17 protein-coding genes and 1 other RNA gene are annotated in these 18064 nt (G+C 30.1%); 6 read left to right on the top strand and 12 right to left on the bottom strand.

The features are described from left to right. Nucleotides 1–4: 4 nt before the first annotated feature. From LOS89_RS06410 to LOS89_RS06455, 10 genes are all read right to left on the bottom strand, one after another. Nucleotides 5–4342 (bottom strand): CusA/CzcA family heavy metal efflux RND transporter, encoded by a 4338-nt coding sequence (locus LOS89_RS06410; RefSeq protein WP_231837017.1) that lies wholly within the window; start codon nucleotides 4340–4342, stop codon nucleotides 5–7. A 97-nt stretch (nucleotides 4343–4439) separates the two neighbouring features. Beyond that, entirely contained in the window at nucleotides 4440–4817 is a 378-nt protein-coding gene (locus LOS89_RS06415; RefSeq protein ID WP_231837018.1) for a hypothetical protein, read from the bottom strand. 78 nt (nucleotides 4818–4895) lie between these two features. Continuing rightward, a complete protein-coding gene (locus LOS89_RS06420) occupies nucleotides 4896–6290 on the bottom strand; it encodes a sensor histidine kinase (RefSeq protein WP_231837019.1) in 1395 nt (464 codons plus the stop codon). Nucleotides 6291–6293: 3 nt separating this feature from the next. Further along, the gene (locus LOS89_RS06425) at nucleotides 6294–7181 is read right to left on the bottom strand and encodes a cation diffusion facilitator family transporter (RefSeq protein ID WP_231837020.1); all 888 of its coding nucleotides are present in this window, start codon (nucleotides 7179–7181) and stop codon (nucleotides 6294–6296) included. Nucleotide 7182: 1 nt separating this feature from the next. Next, nucleotides 7183–7848 carry a response regulator transcription factor gene (locus LOS89_RS06430; protein WP_231837021.1) on the bottom strand — a complete coding sequence of 222 codons (666 nt, stop codon included), beginning with the start codon at nucleotides 7846–7848 and terminating at the stop codon, nucleotides 7183–7185. A gap of 11 nt (nucleotides 7849–7859) precedes the next feature. Then, the gene (locus LOS89_RS06435; RefSeq protein ID WP_231837022.1) at nucleotides 7860–9185 is read right to left on the bottom strand and encodes a DUF3570 domain-containing protein; all 1326 of its coding nucleotides are present in this window, start codon (nucleotides 9183–9185) and stop codon (nucleotides 7860–7862) included. A gap of 9 nt (nucleotides 9186–9194) precedes the next feature. Then, nucleotides 9195–9404, bottom strand: a complete 210-nt coding sequence (locus LOS89_RS06440) for a DUF4266 domain-containing protein (RefSeq protein WP_231837023.1) — start codon at nucleotides 9402–9404, stop codon at nucleotides 9195–9197. Nucleotides 9405–9406: 2 nt separating this feature from the next. Continuing rightward, nucleotides 9407–10390: an FAD:protein FMN transferase gene (locus LOS89_RS06445; RefSeq protein WP_231837024.1), complete on the bottom strand. Its 984-nt coding sequence runs from the start codon at nucleotides 10388–10390 to the stop codon at nucleotides 9407–9409. Then, on the bottom strand, nucleotides 10387–10824 hold the full coding sequence (locus LOS89_RS06450; protein WP_231837025.1) for a thioredoxin family protein: 438 nt from the start codon (nucleotides 10822–10824) through the stop codon (nucleotides 10387–10389). The genes LOS89_RS06445 and LOS89_RS06450 overlap by 4 nt, the downstream gene beginning before the upstream one ends. Before the next feature lie 80 nt (nucleotides 10825–10904). Next, nucleotides 10905–11255, bottom strand: coding sequence for a DUF1801 domain-containing protein (locus LOS89_RS06455; protein ID WP_231837026.1), 351 nt, complete (start codon nucleotides 11253–11255; stop codon nucleotides 10905–10907). An 80-nt stretch (nucleotides 11256–11335) separates the two neighbouring features. Here LOS89_RS06455 and LOS89_RS06460 point away from each other — a divergent pair, with 80 nt between their 5' ends. The 5 genes from LOS89_RS06460 (at nucleotide 11336) to creD (ending at nucleotide 14532) form a co-directional block, all read left to right on the top strand. After that, entirely contained in the window at nucleotides 11336–11959 is a 624-nt protein-coding gene (locus tag LOS89_RS06460; protein WP_231834472.1) for a hypothetical protein, read from the top strand. A gap of 26 nt (nucleotides 11960–11985) precedes the next feature. Continuing rightward, entirely contained in the window at nucleotides 11986–12282 is a 297-nt protein-coding gene (locus tag LOS89_RS06465) for a winged helix-turn-helix domain-containing protein (protein WP_231834473.1), read from the top strand. Nucleotides 12283–12336: 54 nt separating this feature from the next. Then, nucleotides 12337–12810, top strand: coding sequence for a hypothetical protein (locus LOS89_RS06470; protein WP_231834474.1), 474 nt, complete (start codon nucleotides 12337–12339; stop codon nucleotides 12808–12810). Nucleotides 12811–12900: 90 nt separating this feature from the next. Continuing rightward, nucleotides 12901–13218, top strand: a complete 318-nt coding sequence (locus LOS89_RS06475) for a hypothetical protein (RefSeq protein WP_231834475.1) — start codon at nucleotides 12901–12903, stop codon at nucleotides 13216–13218. 18 nt (nucleotides 13219–13236) lie between these two features. Beyond that, nucleotides 13237–14532 carry a cell envelope integrity protein CreD gene (creD, locus tag LOS89_RS06480; RefSeq protein WP_231834476.1) on the top strand — a complete coding sequence of 432 codons (1296 nt, stop codon included), beginning with the start codon at nucleotides 13237–13239 and terminating at the stop codon, nucleotides 14530–14532. Between the two features lie 64 nt (nucleotides 14533–14596). Here creD and LOS89_RS06485 read toward each other — a convergent pair whose 3' ends face one another. Next, the gene (locus LOS89_RS06485) at nucleotides 14597–16033 is read right to left on the bottom strand and encodes an MFS transporter (RefSeq protein ID WP_231834477.1); all 1437 of its coding nucleotides are present in this window, start codon (nucleotides 16031–16033) and stop codon (nucleotides 14597–14599) included. Nucleotides 16034–16255: 222 nt separating this feature from the next. After that, nucleotides 16256–17458: an NAD(P)-dependent oxidoreductase gene (locus LOS89_RS06490; protein ID WP_231834478.1), complete on the bottom strand. Its 1203-nt coding sequence runs from the start codon at nucleotides 17456–17458 to the stop codon at nucleotides 16256–16258. A 167-nt stretch (nucleotides 17459–17625) separates the two neighbouring features. Here LOS89_RS06490 and ssrA point away from each other — a divergent pair. Then, nucleotides 17626–18023: a transfer-messenger RNA gene (gene ssrA / locus LOS89_RS06495) on the top strand. Nucleotides 18024–18064: the final 41 nt, after the last annotated feature.

Consider the following 18064-nt stretch of genomic DNA (forward strand, 5'->3'; position numbering starts at 1 on the left):
TTTTTTATAAATTGATATAGTTTAAATCTAATTGAGTTTTATTGAATTGGATAACAGCATCTAAATAATCAACTTGAATTGTAGCTGCATTTTCTAAACTTAAGATGTACTGAAAAAAGTCGATTTCTCCGTGTTTATAACTGCTATTGGCTACTTTGATAATTTCTTCTGAAACTTTTTTACCGTATTGATTATAATAATCTATAGCTTGCTGATAAATTTTCAACTCATCTTGTTTTTGCTTAATATAAGCATCTATCTTGGTTTCTTCATTTAGTTTTTGCTGTTCCCAAGCTTGAGTTTCAAGTTTTGCAACTTTAGATTTTGCAATGTTTCCATTGAATAAAATAGGAACTGATAAACCTACTTGAAAACCATACAAAGATTGTGAAAGTCCACTGTTTCTTCCTTGAAAATATTCTAAATTCAAATCGGGTAACCAATTCTGTTTTTGTAAACTTTCTTTAGACTTATATTCTTTTGTAATATTCTCTAAATAAGTAGTATAAACATCTTTACTTGAAGTATTTTTAAAAGTATTTAAAATTTCCAATTCTGTAGTTTTAATATCAATTTTACTATCCGATTGAATCAAAGATTGTAACAATTCCAATTGAGCCGATTTTGCATTATCAATTTGAAATAACTTGGTTCTAATTTGTCTGTATTTTGCTTCAGCCGTAATTTTTTCAAGATAATTAGTTTCACCTAATTCAAAACGTCTGTCGCTTGCTTTGGAGAAATTTTGGTACAAACTATCAAGATATTTATATAATTTCTCCTGATGTTTTAAATACACAATCTCGTAATAGGCTTTAGAAACTTCTAGTGATAACTTTGTTTTTTGAATTTCAAAACTAGATTTTTCTTTTTCGTAAGCTGCTTTATAGACTTTTCGTTGCGCTCCATAAACCGTTGGAAAAGCAAAGCTTTGTTGTGCTCCAAAAACTTTTAAAGGCTCATTATTTAAAGCCAAATTATTTTGGTCATAACTATAATAAATATTGGTTTTATCGAAATCATATCCCAATTTGATAGCTTCTTTAGCTTTATCAACTTGTAACTGACCTGATTTGATATTTTTATTATTGGCAATTGCTTTTGAAACCAAACTATCTAGTTCGGCAGTATTTTGTTGTCCAAAACTTAAAAATGAACTGAACATTAATACAATGATTAAAGAACTATTTTTCAACTTTTTAAAGCTAAGTTTCTTTTCTTCTTTCTCGTCATAAACTTTAAATAAAACTGGCAAAACTATCAAAGTTAGAATTGTTGCCGTAATCAACCCACCAATTACAACGGTAGCAAGCGGACGCTGAACTTCTGCTCCTGCTCCTGCTGAAACTGCCATTGGCAAAAAGCCTAATGCTGCTGCAGCTGCTGTTAATAATACCGGACGAAGTCTATCTGATGTTCCTTTTAAAATTAGTTCATTCATATTTGGATATTTTCCACTATGTTTTAATTCTTTAAAATGCTCAATTAATACAATTCCGTTAAGAACGGCAATACCAAAAAGTGCAATAAAACCAACTCCTGCTGATATACTAAAAGGTAAGTCGCGAATCCAAAGGAATAAAATACCACCAACTGCAGACAATGGAATTGCAGAATAAACCATTAAAGCCTCTTTGATAGAACCAAATGCAAAATGCAATAACACAAAAATTAAGAATAACGCAATTGGCACAGCAATCAACAATCGAGCTTTAGCACTTTCTAAATTTTCAAATTGACCGCCATAAGTTACACGATAACCAGGAGGTAATTTGATGTCGCGATCGATAATTTTACGAACATCATCAACAACACTTTGTAAATCTCTATTTCTAACATTAATTCCTACAGTAATTCTACGATTGGTATTGTCTCTCGAAATTTTGGCTGGACCTTCTGTATAATTGATGTTTGCTAATTCACGCAACGGAATTTGATCGCCACTTGGAGTTGAAACATATAAATTTCGTAAATCTTCAATATCTGTTCTATTGGTTTTATCCAAACGAATTACCATATCAAATCGTTTTTCACCTTCAAACACATTTCCAACAATTTTTCCAGCAAATCCTAATGCAATCATATCGTTTAAATCTGAAATATTCAAACCATAACGAGCGATTTTACTTCTATCGTACTGAACAAACATTTGTGGTAAACCTTCCGTTTTTTCAATAATAATATCCGAAGCGCCTTCTACATTTCGAATCGCTTTTTCAACTTCTTGTGCTTTTTTTGCCAAAATATTCAAATCTTCACCAAAAATTTTGATTGCTACATCTGAACGCGAACCAGAAATCAATTCGTTAAAACGCATTTCTATAGGTTGTGTAAATTCAATTTCCATATTTGGAATTTGTTTTTCAATAGCTGTTTTAATTTTATCAGCTAATTCATCTTTCGAATCCGCAGAAACCCATTCTGATTTAGGTTTTAACTTGATGATTACATCACTTTCTTCCATACTCATAGGATCTGTTGGAACTTCGGCTGCACCAATTCTACTCACAACTTGTTCTGCTTCTGGAAAGTTTTTCAAAATGATTTTTTCAATTTTAGTAGTGGTTTCAATAGTTTTACTTAGAGAAGTTCCCGTTTTTAAAACAGGTTGGATAACAAAATCTCCTTCATCTAATTGCGGAATAAATTCGCCACCCATAGTTGAGAATAAAGCAATTGCCATAAAAAGCAAAGCAATAGCAGTATACAACACTTTTTTAGTGTTCTGTAAAGCCCATTTTATAACTGGTAAATACCAAGAATTTAGTTTATTAATCAACCGATGAGATAACGAATTTAAATTCTCTTCTTTTGGTTTTAAAAACAATGAAGCAGCTACTGGAACATAAGTAAAACAAAACAACATAGCTCCTAATAGTGCGAAACTAAAAGTCATTGCCATTGGTTTAAACATTTTACCTTCTACTCCAGAAAGTGATAATATGGGAATGAATACAATTAAAATTATCAGCTGACCAAAAACAGCCGAATTCATCATTTTAGACGCACTTTTATAAGTGATTTGATCGATTTCTAATTGTCTATCAGTTTTATTTAATCCTACTAAATGACTTGATTTATTAGCAATTTGAAAAGCAATAAATTCGACAATGATTACTGCTCCATCAATGATGATTCCAAAATCTATTGCTCCTAAACTCATTAAGTTAGCATCAATTTTGAAAATATTCATAAATGAGATGGCAAACAACAGACACAATGGAATTACTGAAGCAACAACTAATCCTGAACGCCAATTACCTAGTAATAGTACTACAACAAAAATTACTATCAAACACCCTAAAATAAGGTTCTCTGCAACGGTAAATGTTGTTTTACCAACTAATTCGCTTCGTTCTAAAAATCCATTTATGTAAACACCGTCTGGTAACGTTTTTTCTATTTCAGCAACTCTATTTTTTACATCTTGAATTACTTTTTTAGAATTACCGTCTTTAAGCATCATGACTTGACCTAATACTTTTTCACCTTCACCATTTCCAGTAATAGCACCAAAACGATTGGCATGACCAAATTGTACTTTAGCCACATCTTTAATATAAACTGGAGTACCTGAGTCGTTTTTAACTACAATGTTTTCGATATCTTCAATTGAGTTTACTTTTCCTTCTCCTCTAATAAAATAACTTTCATTAGTTTTTTCAATATATGAACCACCGGCAATGCTATTATTCTTTTCTAAAGCCGTAAAAACATCAGAAGTAGAAATATTCATTGCTTTTAAACTCGTAGAATTTATAGCAATTTCATATTGTTTAAGATAACCACCCCAAGTATTAATTTCGACAACACCTTTAATTCCAGATAATTGTCTTTTAACTACCCAATCTTGAATTGTTCTTAAATCGGTAACGGTATATTGATTTTTAAATTCAGGTTTTACTTCTAAAGTATATTGATAAATTTCTCCTAAACCCGTTGTAATTGGTCCCATTTCTGGAGTTCCAAAACCTTCAGGAATTTTTTCAGATGCTGATTTAATTTTTTCAGCAATTAATTGACGTGGCAAATAGGTTCCAATATCATCATCAAAAACAATAGTCACTACAGATAATCCAAACTTTGAAATAGAACGAATTTCGTGTACACTAGGCAAATTTGCCATTTCTATTTCTACTGGATACGTAATATATTGCTCAATATCTTGCGTTGAAAGATTTCGAGATGTGGTGATTACTTGAACTTGGTTATTGGTTACATCAGGTACGGCTCCAATCGAAATTTGGAAAACAGAAAATATTCCAAATCCGAATACTCCTAATGTAAAAAGGATAATAATGAGTTTGTTTCTTAAACTAAAAGCAATGATTTTTTCTAACATTTTTAAATTATTTAAAAAATAATAAATACTATTTATCTTGTTATGATAAATAGAATGAACTAATAAAAACTCCGTAAAGTCTTTATCTAATTAAATGTTAGGCGATTTTAGGCGGTAACCAAATCGAAGTTATCAGATTTGATTTGAATGATTCATTATAAAAGAATTTCTTTTTACTAGAAATTAAAGGTTTTAATAACTGTATTTGGAAATTATTATTTGAAATGGTAAATAAAACACTTGTTACATTATCAAATGTTTTAAATGGAAGATCTTGATGCTCCTCTTTATTATTCTCAGCATTTTTAGAATAATGAAGTTTTATGAAATCGATAAATGAAATAGAGTTTGTAGCTTTTTGGTTTTTATGAACTTTATAATGCTCTAATAGGTTTGGAACTTTAAATAATTGCCCTATTGATGTGTTTGCACACAAAAAAGTAGTTATTAAAAAAATGGCAATTATATTTTTCATTTTGTAATTAAGCTTTTATTTCAAACTTATAATTTGATTTACAAATTTAAAATAAAAAAATAAAACTTTTCTTAAGTTCTACTTAGGATTGTTATCATTGAAAATCAATTTGACCTCAGTTCCTAATTCTAAAACACTTGTGATAGCAATTTCAATTTTTAATAACTCACAAAGTCGTTTTACAATTGATAAACCTAAACCAGTTCCTTTTATTTCTGGGTGATTGGAAACATCTGAACGATAAAAAGAATTGAATACTTTTTCTAAATTATCTTCTGAAATACCAATTCCGTTGTCTTTTATTGTAAATACAATATGATTAGAAGAATTATGTAATGATATTTCGATGTTACCTGAATCTTTGGTGTATTTAATAGCATTTGAAATCAGATTACTAATAACTATGGAAACCAAATAATTGTCTGAAATCAAATAATAATCGTCGTCAAATTTTGTTTGAATTTTTATCTTTTTAGCTTCAGTTCGTTCAGAAAAACGAGTTAAGTTATCTAAAACCAGTGCATTTAAGAATATAGACTCTTGTTTTACATTTTGTTTTTGATTTTCAAACCGAGCTAATAAAAGCAACTGATCTACCATATGATTTAATCGGTTAACTTCAGAAATACAAAACTGAATTTTATCTTCATATTCTTGTTGATTTCGTGGCTTTCGAATTAACACTTCCATTGTTCCTTTAATAACTGCTAAAGGTGTTCTTAATTCGTGAGAAGCATCAGATGTAAACTGTTTTTCTCTTTCAATCGCATTTTCGATTCTATCTAATAAATTATTGATATTTTGAGATAAAATATACAATTCGTCTTTGTTTTGAGGTAAAGGAATACGAGTTTGCAAGTTATCTTTTGTAATCTTATTAGATGTTTCGATAACCGTTCGAATTGGTTGAATGCTTTTACCTGCAAAGAAACGAGCTATTAAGAAAAGTAAAATTAGAATTATAGGAAATGAAATTAATAGAATGTTTTTCAAAATTAAAACAATCTCAAAATCTTCTAAAGACATAGCCACAACCAAATAACCAACAACTTTATTTTTGTTTATTATTGGTTTTTGAATTTGCCTAATAGCAATTTCATTGAGCTTTGTATCTATAAATACTTCATCACTATTTTTATCAGAAAATAATTTTAAATCCGAGTTTTTTAAGTTTGGTGATTTATCTATAATCTCTTTATTATTATCATAAAACTCAACGAATACAGGATTAACACTAATAGAATTGTGCTCTCTAGCTCTCCATTGATCTACATGAATTAAATAGGTATCATTTGAATCTGTAGAAACATCATCTAAATGTTTATTTAATTCTTCGTGAATTTCTTCGTTTACATGCTTGCTTACACTTAGTTTTACAATATTGTAAATGAATAAAAATACAATTGCAATAAGAATCGAACCACTTAATATGTAGTTAAATGCAATTCTATTTTTAAATGAAAACGAAAACATAAATTAGCGTTCAATAGATTCGAAATTAGGCTCAATATGAATTAAAACATGTCCTAATTCTATTAATTTTCCTCTTAAAGTATCTTTCAGAATATGAGAAATATCGTGGCCTTCTTTAACCGAAATATTTCCATCAACCATAACATGTAAATCCACATGATATTTCATACCAGCTTTTCTAATAAAACATTTCTCAATACAAATTACACCATCAACCGTTTGTGAAATTGTTTTTATTTCAGCTTCTAAATCATGATACAAATGTTCATCCATGATTTCACCTAAAGCTGGTCGGAAAATTTTATAACAATTATACAAAATAAAAAAAGAGGCTAATAAAGCTGCCCAATCATCTGCCGCTTCATAACCTTTCCCAAATATCAAAGCTATTGAAATTCCGATAAAAGCTGCTACCGAAGTAATAGCATCGCTTCTATGATGCCAAGCGTCTGCTTTTAAAGAGCTGCTTTTAGTTTCAATACTTCTTTTCATTACAATTTGAAACGAAATTTCTTTCCAAAGAATAATAGCTCCTAATACATAAAGGGTAAATGATTTAGGAAGTTCATGCGGTGTGTTGATGTTATGAATACTTTCGTAAGCAATAATAGTTGCAGAAGTAATTAAGAAACCAACAACCAAAAAAGTTATTAAAGGTTCGGCTCTACCATGACCGTAAGGGTGATTTTCATCTGCAGGTTTGTTTGAATACTTTATTCCAAAAAGCACTAAAAAAGAAGAAAAAATATCAGCAGTAGATTCAATCGCATCAGCAATCATTGCATAAGAATTTCCGAAATAACCTGTAATTCCTTTAATTAAGGCTAATAACGTATTCCCAATAATACTAAAATAAGTGGCTTTAATTGCTTTTTGTTCTGCGTTTGGCATATTAAATTTCGTTTGCTATATACCCTACTCCTCTAATTGTTTTTATTAATTCTTGGTCTTTTGACAGATTGAGTTTTTTTCGAATAGCATTCATAAACACATCTATAACTCCTGTATCGTATTCAAAATGAATGTCCCAAACATCTTCGATAATGTTTGTTCTGGTACAAACCTGACCTTTATTTTTAATTAGATATTCAAGTAATTCAAATTCTCTTTGAGTCAAAGATACTTCTTTATTATCAACAAATACTTGAAATTTTGATTTATCAATTTTAATATTACCTAACGTTAGAATTTTCACATCGTCTTTTGTTCTGAAATGAATTTTAATTCGTTCCAACAATTCTTCAAATGAAAAAGGTTTTTTGATATAATCATTTGCACCCGCTTTAAGACCTTCAATAGTTTCCTGAACTGTGTCTTTTGCAGTTAAAAAGATGATAGGTAAATTTTGCTTTTCTTTTCTAACGTTTATGCAAACATCAATTCCTTGCATTTTTGGTAACATCCAATCTAAAAGCACCAAATCAACTTGTAATTCAAGTGCTTTTTTTAAACCTTCTTCGCCATTAGATGCAGTAGAAATAGTATAACCTTCTTCCTCTAAACCTTGTTGAAGGAAATCAATTATACCTTTTTCGTCTTCTACTATTAGTATATGCATACTTAATTAAATTATTGTTGAACAAATTTAACTGCAAACGTTACAATATTAGCATTTAATCCGTCATTTCTATCATAATGATTGAATCTAATATCTAGATTTTTCAATCCAAATTTCCAAATTTTCATGTTGGTAAAAATATCCGTATAACTAATTCCTAAACCATACTGATTTGCATTGAATGTAGACAAATCGTAATCTGATGTATAGTATTCTTCCGTTGATAAATGCTGTTCATAAGGAGCAAAATATTTCGATTTTTGTTGCTTATAATAACGATACATTGGAATTAATGTAAACTTATCTGTTATTTTATAAGGAAGTTCTACATTGAAAGTATGTGATGAAATATCCCAATCATCAAAATAATACCTGTAATATGTTCTAAGTGTCAATTTTTCATTTAAATAGAAATTCCAACGTGTACCAATTGGTATTTTGAAACGAGTATCTGGTAACCTTTCGATATCATCAGCTAACTGAAATTCATTGATAAAAAAGTTACCTTTATCTGAAAAGTAAACACGTTGATATGGAGTCGAAAGCAATCCGTTTTGATATAAAACATCCATAAAAATAGAACCCTGAATCTTTTTGGTTACAACTTGCGAGAAAGCCAAACTCAATGCAAATGAATTTCTAGTTTTTGTATCGTGAAATTTAAAATTGGATGGATTGTAAACTTCTGAAGAAACTTGTCCCGGAGTGACTGCGAAATAATTATAAATTCCACCATTCATTCCGTTATAATCCATAAAATCTTGTAATTCTTTAGGATAAATTGGTTTCCAAGTATCTAAATACACATTAGCATTCGCTGAAATTTCCGAGTTTTTTCCGTTAAATAACCTCGAAAAACCACCACCAAAACCAATTGATGAATAATCGTATTCAACAGAACCTGAAACATGTCCAGTTAAAATAGTATTTCTATCATCAGAACTATGACTATAATTTAAAACCAACGATTTTAATTGATCTTGAGCTGATGCTCCAGAACTTGCTTGCCAAGGACTTGGAGTGTTACTATCAAAAGGATTTATATTTCCTGAAGAAGCAGATGAATAAGCAGAAAGACCAGCGTCAACAGTTAAAACATCATCGTCATTTAAAGGAATTGCAACAACAATAGTAGGTGTTATGTTGGTTAATTCTTCCATTCCTCTTCCTCCAGAAACAGCAGAATGGATTCCGTCTTGTTTGTAATAACTCATTAAGAAATCTACTTCAATAGTTTCTAAAACACGTTTTTTGTACGTTACTTCAGTTGAATCTTTTTCCTGAGAAAAGCCCAATAGCGAACAAAACAGAAATAATGAGGTTACTTTAATTTTCATCTAATTTCATTAATTACATCCACAACCGCCACCAGTTTTTCCACCATTAGCTCCAGAAGCAGCTTCACGATATACTTGAAAAGTAGTTTCAAAACGCTCAGAACTTCTTGCTGAAAGTTTCATTTCAGGGTCATTGATATATTGTTTATCATATTCTTTAACTGTGTTGCATGAAATAGTTGAAAAAACTACAATCAGCGCTAATAAAACCTTTTTCATAACTATTGGTATTTCTTAATATCTATATTTTTAGAAACATGAACTGTTCCTTTATCGTCAACTATAATACACTCAATTCCGTGTAATTGATTAATTAAATCCAATCCTACATCTACACCCAAAACAAATATACCTGTAGCAAGTGCATCGGCAATTTCAGTTTGCTTAGCAAAAACAGAAACACTTACAATTCCCGAAGCCGGATAACCAGTTCTAGGATCGATTATGTGAGAATAACGTTTACCATTAAAGGTTACATATTTTTCATAACTCCCTGAAGTTTCTACTGCGCTATCATCTAAAGGAAATGTAGCAAACACTTTGTTCTTGTTCATTGGATTTACAATTCCTACAGTCCAAGATTTACCATCAGGTTGTTTTCCCCAAGTATTAATATCTCCTGAAACATTGACTAATCCAGAATTACATCCATTTACTTGAAGTAAAACTTTAATTTTGTCTGCAATATAACCTTGACCTATTCCACCTAAGCCTAACTTCATTCCTCTGTTTTTAAGAAAAATAGTTGATGCTTCTGGATTTAAAATAATGTTTTGATAACCTACTTTTTCAACTGACTTTTTAATTGCTTCAGGTGATGGCATTTCTTTCATGCTACCATCAAATTTCCAAATTTTATCCATTGAAGCATAACTTATATCAAAAGCTCCTGAAGTTAATTTTGATATTTTAATTGCTCTTTCAACTAAATCAAAAACTTCTTTGTCTACTTTTACTGGAGCAATTCCTGCATTTTGATTTACTTTAGAAATTTGAGAAGTTGGAATCCAATCAGAAATTAAATTTTCAATACGTTTTACTTCAGCAATAGCCATATCAGTATACAGATATCCTTGAACAGAATCTGAAGCAACTACTGTAATTTCAAAAGGACTTCCCAACAAACTTTGTTTTTTCTTAAAAACTTGTTGCCCAAATGAAATAGAACAGCTGATAATAAATATTGAAATTAAAAATTGTCTCATTTTTTTTCTAATGCATGAATCATTTTAATATACTCTTCTGGAGAAACATTTTTAAAGCCCATTTTTCCAATAACTTTCCCATGTTTATCTAGTACAACAACTAAAGGAAAACTACCTTCTACATTGTATTTTTCGGCTAATTTTCTATTGTGTTCCGTTTGTTCTTTTGATAATGAATTTGCTTTTTTTCGAGGAAAATCGGCACGAACAATTACCCATTCTTTTTCAGACTCTTTTTTGAATGCATCTGATTGCCAAATATTCTTATCTAACTTGATACAAGGTGCGCACCAATCTGATCCGGAAAAAACAATTATGATATTTTTATCTTGCTCCGAAGCTATTTTTTTTGCATTATCGAAGTTATAGTTCCAATCTTGAGCAACTATAAAATTGGTAATTGTTAAGGCTATTAAAAGAAGTAACTTTCTCATGTCATCTAATTTTATATCAAATTTAACGAGAAAAAGAATTGAAATTTATATTCTTAAATTGAAATTAAGTTAAAATTAAGTTAGCTATATAGTAACTTAACCTCACTAACAACAACTAGTAAAACTGTATTATCTATTTGTTCAATTGCAAAATAACGCAATGATTTTACGGTATTTCTATTTTCATCAACTAGGACATCTTGATTTCTTTTAAGTTGAAATCCTTTTGCAAAACCAACATCTAAAAAACCTTTTTTATGGTTTGGAGCCAAGTAACAAAATGGCTTTTTCTTATAGTATATATACGGAATTCCCCATTTAAAAAGTAATTCAGATGCTATCAAATCCTTCTCTATTACAGAGATTACATGCAACATCATAATTTGATATTGCTCTGGTTGCCTTAAAATATACTCTTCAGTTGGTTTCATAATTTTATTCAAAAATAATTGAAAAAATGTTTGGTTAGAAAATTATTTCTTATTTACTTTGTATTTCAAAGTACTTTAAAATGGAAAACAATAACTATCTAAATGACATTAGTGAAATCAAAAACATGATGAACAAATCATCACGTTTTATTTCCTTAAGTGGTTTGTCGGGAATATTAGCTGGTGTATATGCAATTGTTGGCGCATGGTTTGCTTATAAAACGATCTATTTTGATACTTCAACTATGGGAGCTTATCGAGATTTAGTTATTTCTGAAGAAGCTGTAATTCGATTATTAGTAATTGCTGCCACTGTTTTAGTTCTGTCGATAGTAACTGGAATTGGTTTAAGTATTCGTAAAGCAAGAAAAAGCAACGAAAATGTTTGGAATGTTGCTTCAAAAAGATTGGTTATTAATTTCTTAATTCCTTTAGCTACTGGTGGTTTTTTAATTATTTACTTAATCGAAAAAGATATTTTAGAACTTATCGCTCCCCTAACCTTAATATTTTATGGATTAGCTTGTGTTAATGCAAGTAAATATACTTTAGGAGATGTTCGTTACTTAGGAATCACTATGATAGTTTTGGGTTTATTATCTACATGGTTTTTAGGTTACGGATTATTGTTTTGGGCATTAGGATTTGGGGGTTGTCATATTCTGTATGGAAGTTTAATGTATTTTAAATACGAGAGAAAGTAATTTCAATTAATCTTTAATACCAAATCATGCACAACATCATCCAAAATATCAACAAAGCCTTTGATCACCGAATTCGTTTGGGGATTATGTCGATATTGATGGTAAATGAAAGTGCTGATTTTAATATGTTGAAGGAACTTTTGGGTGTTACAGATGGTAACTTAGCATCGCACACTAAAGCTTTAGAATTAGAAAATTATATTCAAATTGAAAAACAATTTATTGGAAAAAAACCTAATACAAAATATAGTGCTACAAAAGAAGGAAGACAAGCCTTTACTTCTCATATTGAAGCACTTGAAAAATTAATTAAGAAAAGTTAACACTATTTTTTTATTCATTTACTTTGAATTTCAAAGTACTTTTAAATATAATTTATGAGAGATTTATTTATAGAAAAAATGTACGAAATCAGTAAGAAACCTTATCAAAAGTTTTTCAAGAAAGGAAATGCTTGGAACATTGAAGTCAAGCAACTTATTCAGTTGCCACAAGAAAGTTTAGGATTTCACCTGGGGTGCTTTTTAATGAAATACAACTTTGAAATACAGCCGAAATTAGAAGACCATGATATCATTCATGTGTTAACGAATACTGGAGTTTCAGTTGTTGAAGAAATTGGAATGCAATACTATCTGTTTGGCAATGGCAAGCGAAGTTTGTATTTAGTTATGGTAATTCTATCAGGGACACTCTTCTATCCTACTCAATTCAATTATTTTATAAAGCAATATAAAAAAGGAAAAGCAGCTTATGAATTTCACAGTTTAGAGTTTTTAAGAATGCTTACCATTCCAATTAACAATATCAGACAATCTTTTAATATCAAACAAAATGAACAAACTAATTAACATCAGCGTGACGATTGGAATTTTATTCTTTATCGGAATGGAAATTATCAAAAACAGTATTGCAATCATTAAAACAAAAACGAAGTTACTATGGAAACAGATTTTTTAAAAATGCCTGTATCAACCCAAATTGCAATCATTTCATTTGCTATTGGTACATTTTTATTTGGACTTTACTTTTCATTTAAAAACTCAGAGATTCTTATATATACGGGAATACTTTACATTTTCATTGCTGGAATTGTAAATGGAATTATGCTTTTGAAACTTGTATATGATTGGATAACGATTCCTACTAAAAGAGCTGATTTAAAAATCCAAATTATAATAGTCTTAGCAAACCTTCCAATAGCATTTTTATACATATTAATTATTATTTATAACGCAATTTCAGATTCACCTTTTTAACTAATAAAAACAAACATTATGGAAACACAATTTCAACAAGAACCAAAAGTTTCGTTCTTTCAAACCACAACTGCAAAAATGATGATGGTAGGAATCCTAACAATAATTTTAATAATTCCTCTAGCATTAGTTCAAGAGTTAATAGTTGAAAGAAGTCAACGCCAAAAAGAAGTCATTACCGAAACCACTTCAAAATGGGGTAATTCAGTCTATTTTTATGGACCAATTTTAAAAGTTCCTTATAAAGACCCTATTTCTGGAGCATCAAATTATGCTTATTTTTTCCCAGAAGAATTGAATAATAAAACGGAAGTTACAATGGAAAAACCATTAGAACGAAGTATTTATAAATCGAATGTATTTTCAACCAAAATGCAATTTAATGGAAAATACACTACACCAAATTTTGTTTCTAAAGGAATTCCCGCAGAAAACATTTATTGGAATCGAGCGAAGATTATGATTCGAACAACAAATTTAAAAAGCTTAAAAGATGAAGTTAAAATAAAATTAGGCAATCAAAATTTAACATTTGAATCGGTTGCAAGCAATACGAATGATAGCATTGAAAGTTTAGAAACCAATTATTTTGATTACAGAACAATTCAGGACAATTCGAAATTTGATTTTACAATTGCTTTTAACGGAAGTAAACAAATTAAAATAGTTCCTATTGGTAAAACAACAGCTGCAAAAATGACATCGAATTGGGGCTCGCCAAATTTTAATGGTAACTTCTCACCTATTACAAGAGATATAAAAACAGATAGTTTTGAAGCAACTTGGAAAGTATTGTATTTTAATCGTCCGTTTGCACAACAATATTATGATGCTTTACCTGAACTAGGGAAATATTCTTTTGCAGTAGATTTTATTACTCCTGTAGACGAATACCAACAAAACGAACGCGCTTCTAAATATGGCTTTTTAGTAATTGGTTTAACTTTTTTAATTTTCTTTTTAATACAATCGATAAGTAAAATAAACATTCATATTTTTCAATATTCGATGATAGGAATTGCCTTAATTATGTTTTACACCTTACTGATTTCAATTACTGAACATAGTAGCTTTTCGTTTGCTTATTTAATATCTGGAGTTTCGGTTATTGTTTTGATATCACTTTACTCGATTTCCATATTAAAAGATAGAAAATTCCCGATGTTCATTGCAATGTCGTTAAGTGTGTTGTATACTTTTATTTATGTAATCATACAATTAGAAGATTATGCGCTATTAGTAGGTAGCATTGGCTTATTCTTAATACTGGCAGCAGTAATGTACTTCTCTAGAAAAATAGAATGGAATAAATAAAAACAAAACCTCCGATTGAATTGATTTCAATCGGAGGTTTTAAATATAAAATATTTATAATATTTTAATGGCCACCAGAAATTTTCTTATCAAAACTAATTCCTTGATTTTTTAAAATCCCTCTAACTTTCCAAGCGTAGAATGCTAAATAAGCAAAACATAAAACTCCTACAATATAACTTGAATGAATCGTTGTTTCATCAGCAACAAAACCTTGTAACCAGCTTATAATTCCTCCACCCATAATCATCATGATTAAGAAGCTACTTCCTTGACTTGTATTTTTTCCTAAACCACTAACTGCAAGCGTAAAAATACATGGCCAAAGCGTACTACAAAATAATCCTACTGAAGTAAATGCATAAACACTTGTCATTCCTGTAGTTGACATTCCAACCAACAAAGCTAAAATTCCTAATCCAGAAAATATTAATAACATTCTTGCTGGATTACCTTTACTAGCCATATCAGCAGCAATTAATACTAAAATTATAAGAGCATAAACATAGAATGGTGTCAAATCATGTTTGGCAATTGTATTAACCAATAAGAATACTCCAAATGCTAAATAAGGCGCAATAAATCGTAATATTTTTTGCAAATCCATTTTATCCGTGAAAGCTTCAACAGCACCTGTCCAACGCCCAATCATTAAACTTGCCCAATATAAAGAAATGTATGGTGCAATATCTTTTGTTAAAAATCCTAAATCTTTCTCCATATAAGCTGGCAAATTACTTGCTGTAGAAACTTCAACACCTACATAAACGAATATTGCAATCATACCTAATATCAATTGCGGATATTTTAATGCATGTCCTCTATCGCTTGAAATTGTATCATCAGATTCAACAACTACTTGAGGTCTATCTGGTAATGATGAAAATTTAAGAAAAACGGCAACTAACAAGAAAGCAGCACCCAAAATTAAATAAGGAATTTTAACACTTTCAATATCTAAAGTTGTTTGACTTGATGTTGCAGAACCAAAAATTGCGAAACTTACAATTAAAGGACCAATAGTTGTTCCTAAATTGTTGATACCACCAGCAAGTGTTAATCTTTGTGAACCAGTATTAATTGGTCCAAGTGCAATAGCTAATGGATTTGCAACTGTTTGTTGAAGTGAAAAACCTAAACCAACAATAAATAAACCAGATAACATCAACGAAAAAGAACCTGAATTAGCAGCTGGGTAAAACAACAAAGTTCCTAAAGCCGAAATAATTAATCCCATTGCCAATGAGTTTTTATAACCAATTTTATTTATTAAATCTTCTTTCAAAAAATAAGAAATTATCATGTAAATTATTGATCCTACGGTATAGGCAACATAAAATGCAACAGAAACTAATTGGCTTTGACCTTGAGTTAAATCAAAAGCTTCTTTAAAAACAGGAATTAAAATATCATTACTTGCAGCCACAAATCCCCAAAAGAAGAATACTGTAACTAATGGAATAAATTGAGCCCAATTAGTTTTAATTTGGTTAATCGACATAAATTTAAGTTTAGTTATTGATTGTTTATTATAAAAAATGCTTCATTATTGAATAAAAAAATAATGATGTTATTTTTTGTTAAATATACATTTATTCAAATTCATAAAAAGAATTTATCTAAAAAAATATTAACGAAAACGATTGAGTGCTTTTGAAGTTTTTAAATATTTAATATAAAAAATCCCGAAAGAATCGGGATTAAAAATATTTATAGGAATAAATTAACTTGCATAAACATAATCTTGAAGGTATTCAAAACGCTTTGTCAACTTACCGTTTTCTGTAATTTTAGCACGTTCTAAAATTCCATCTTTATCGCCATTAAAAAAAGCAGGAATTACATGCTCCATGAACATTTCTCCAAATCCTTCACTAGCATCTTTAGGTAACTCACAAGGTAAATTATCTACCGACATAACCATAATAGATGCTGGATGTGTATATGGAACTTCTTTGTGTTCGCTAGGTAAATATCCAAAAAACGGTTCTGCAATTGTTGATGCTTTGATAGTGCAAGCTACTGGTCCATCAACGTCGCAAGAAATATCAGCAACCACTTGAATTTTATTATCTGGTGCTTTTAACATTTCTCGAGTTAAAATATCTGGCGAACCATTCCCATGAAAATGACCAGCAATATACATATCAGCAACTTTAGTAAAACGCTCGAAATCCGAGACGTAATCTTGAGGGTTTTTATAGAAATCATTATTATCTAAAACCTGACCATCCTTGCGTTTGTTGTAATCCAACACGTCAATTTGGGTATAAACAGGCTCAGTATATTTTTTGTTTAAGAAATCTTCAACGCTAACTTGCTTGATTTTAATTCCGTCTAAAATCTCTTTTGCTCCCATTCCTACTTTACCATGTCCAGTAAGTACAATTTTAATGTTTGGAAGCGTTTGACGTTTTAAACGAGCAATTAAATCTTCTTTACCGCTCAAAGTTTCAGCTTTTGGTAAAGTAAATAAATCATATTTAATTCCGAATCCTCTAAAACCATTGTAAGCACCTACCAAACCAGCATAACGACCAAAACCAATTAATCGGTGATTAGTAGCATCTACAATAGTTTCATGATCGTATAATTCGATATTTTTAGCTAAAATTGCTTGTAATAATTTACGATTATAAGGTTGTTTTTTAATTGTATGCGAAAAGAAAAAGTATTTTTTATTTGGAATTAAAGCATCAATTGGCACTTCTTTTACCCCAAAAAGTACATCACAATCGGTCATGTCAGTAGTGACATTAAGTCCTAAATTACGATATTGGTCATCAGAAAAAATTCGAATATCCGAACTTTCTACTTTAACTTCAGCTTCTGGATGTTCTGATTGTAAGCGTACTAACTCTTCTGGAGTAAATACTACTCTTCTATCCGGTGGGTTCTTTCTTTCTTTGATAATTCCAAACTTCATAGCAAACAATATATTTAACTTAATATTGATTTAATGTTACAAATATAACTTTAAAGAAGCGACTATGCAAAGTTTTTTTAATTGAAAAAAAGAATGTAATTTTGGCTCACTTTTTGATTACAAGTATTAGGTCTGCACACAAAGTTGCGACTGAACACTCAGAAATTGGGGTCGACTGGTTTTGACAGCGAGTGGAATTGATTAGTAAGCACGTCGAGCATTGTATGTTTAGCTCGTAAATCCAAATGTACGAACTTATAAACGGCGAAAATAATTACGCTTTAGCTGCTTAATCCGAATTATAGTACGATTTGCCTAGTTCCAACAAGGTTGGAAAGCTAGATTCTCCTCAAAAGCCTTGGTTTATGGCGGTTGGTTTAGGGGAACCGTAAAAGTAGACCTAGGAACGGTAATGCTTTAAATCCGTTCTGACACTGACAGAGCTAAGCAAAGAGTGGCGGTTTCTAGCCTTGCTCTTTGTCGAAAATCCAAGATGAAACTAAGCGTGTAGAAAGCTATTTGATTGCTTGTTTGGACGAGAGTTCGATTCTCTCCGACTCCACAAAAAGCCCTGTAAAATATTTTTTTTACAGGGCTTTTTATTAA

Source organism: Flavobacterium channae, from assembly GCF_021172165.1.
In the GTDB taxonomy this organism is placed as follows: Bacteria; Bacteroidota; Bacteroidia; order Flavobacteriales; family Flavobacteriaceae; genus Flavobacterium; species Flavobacterium channae.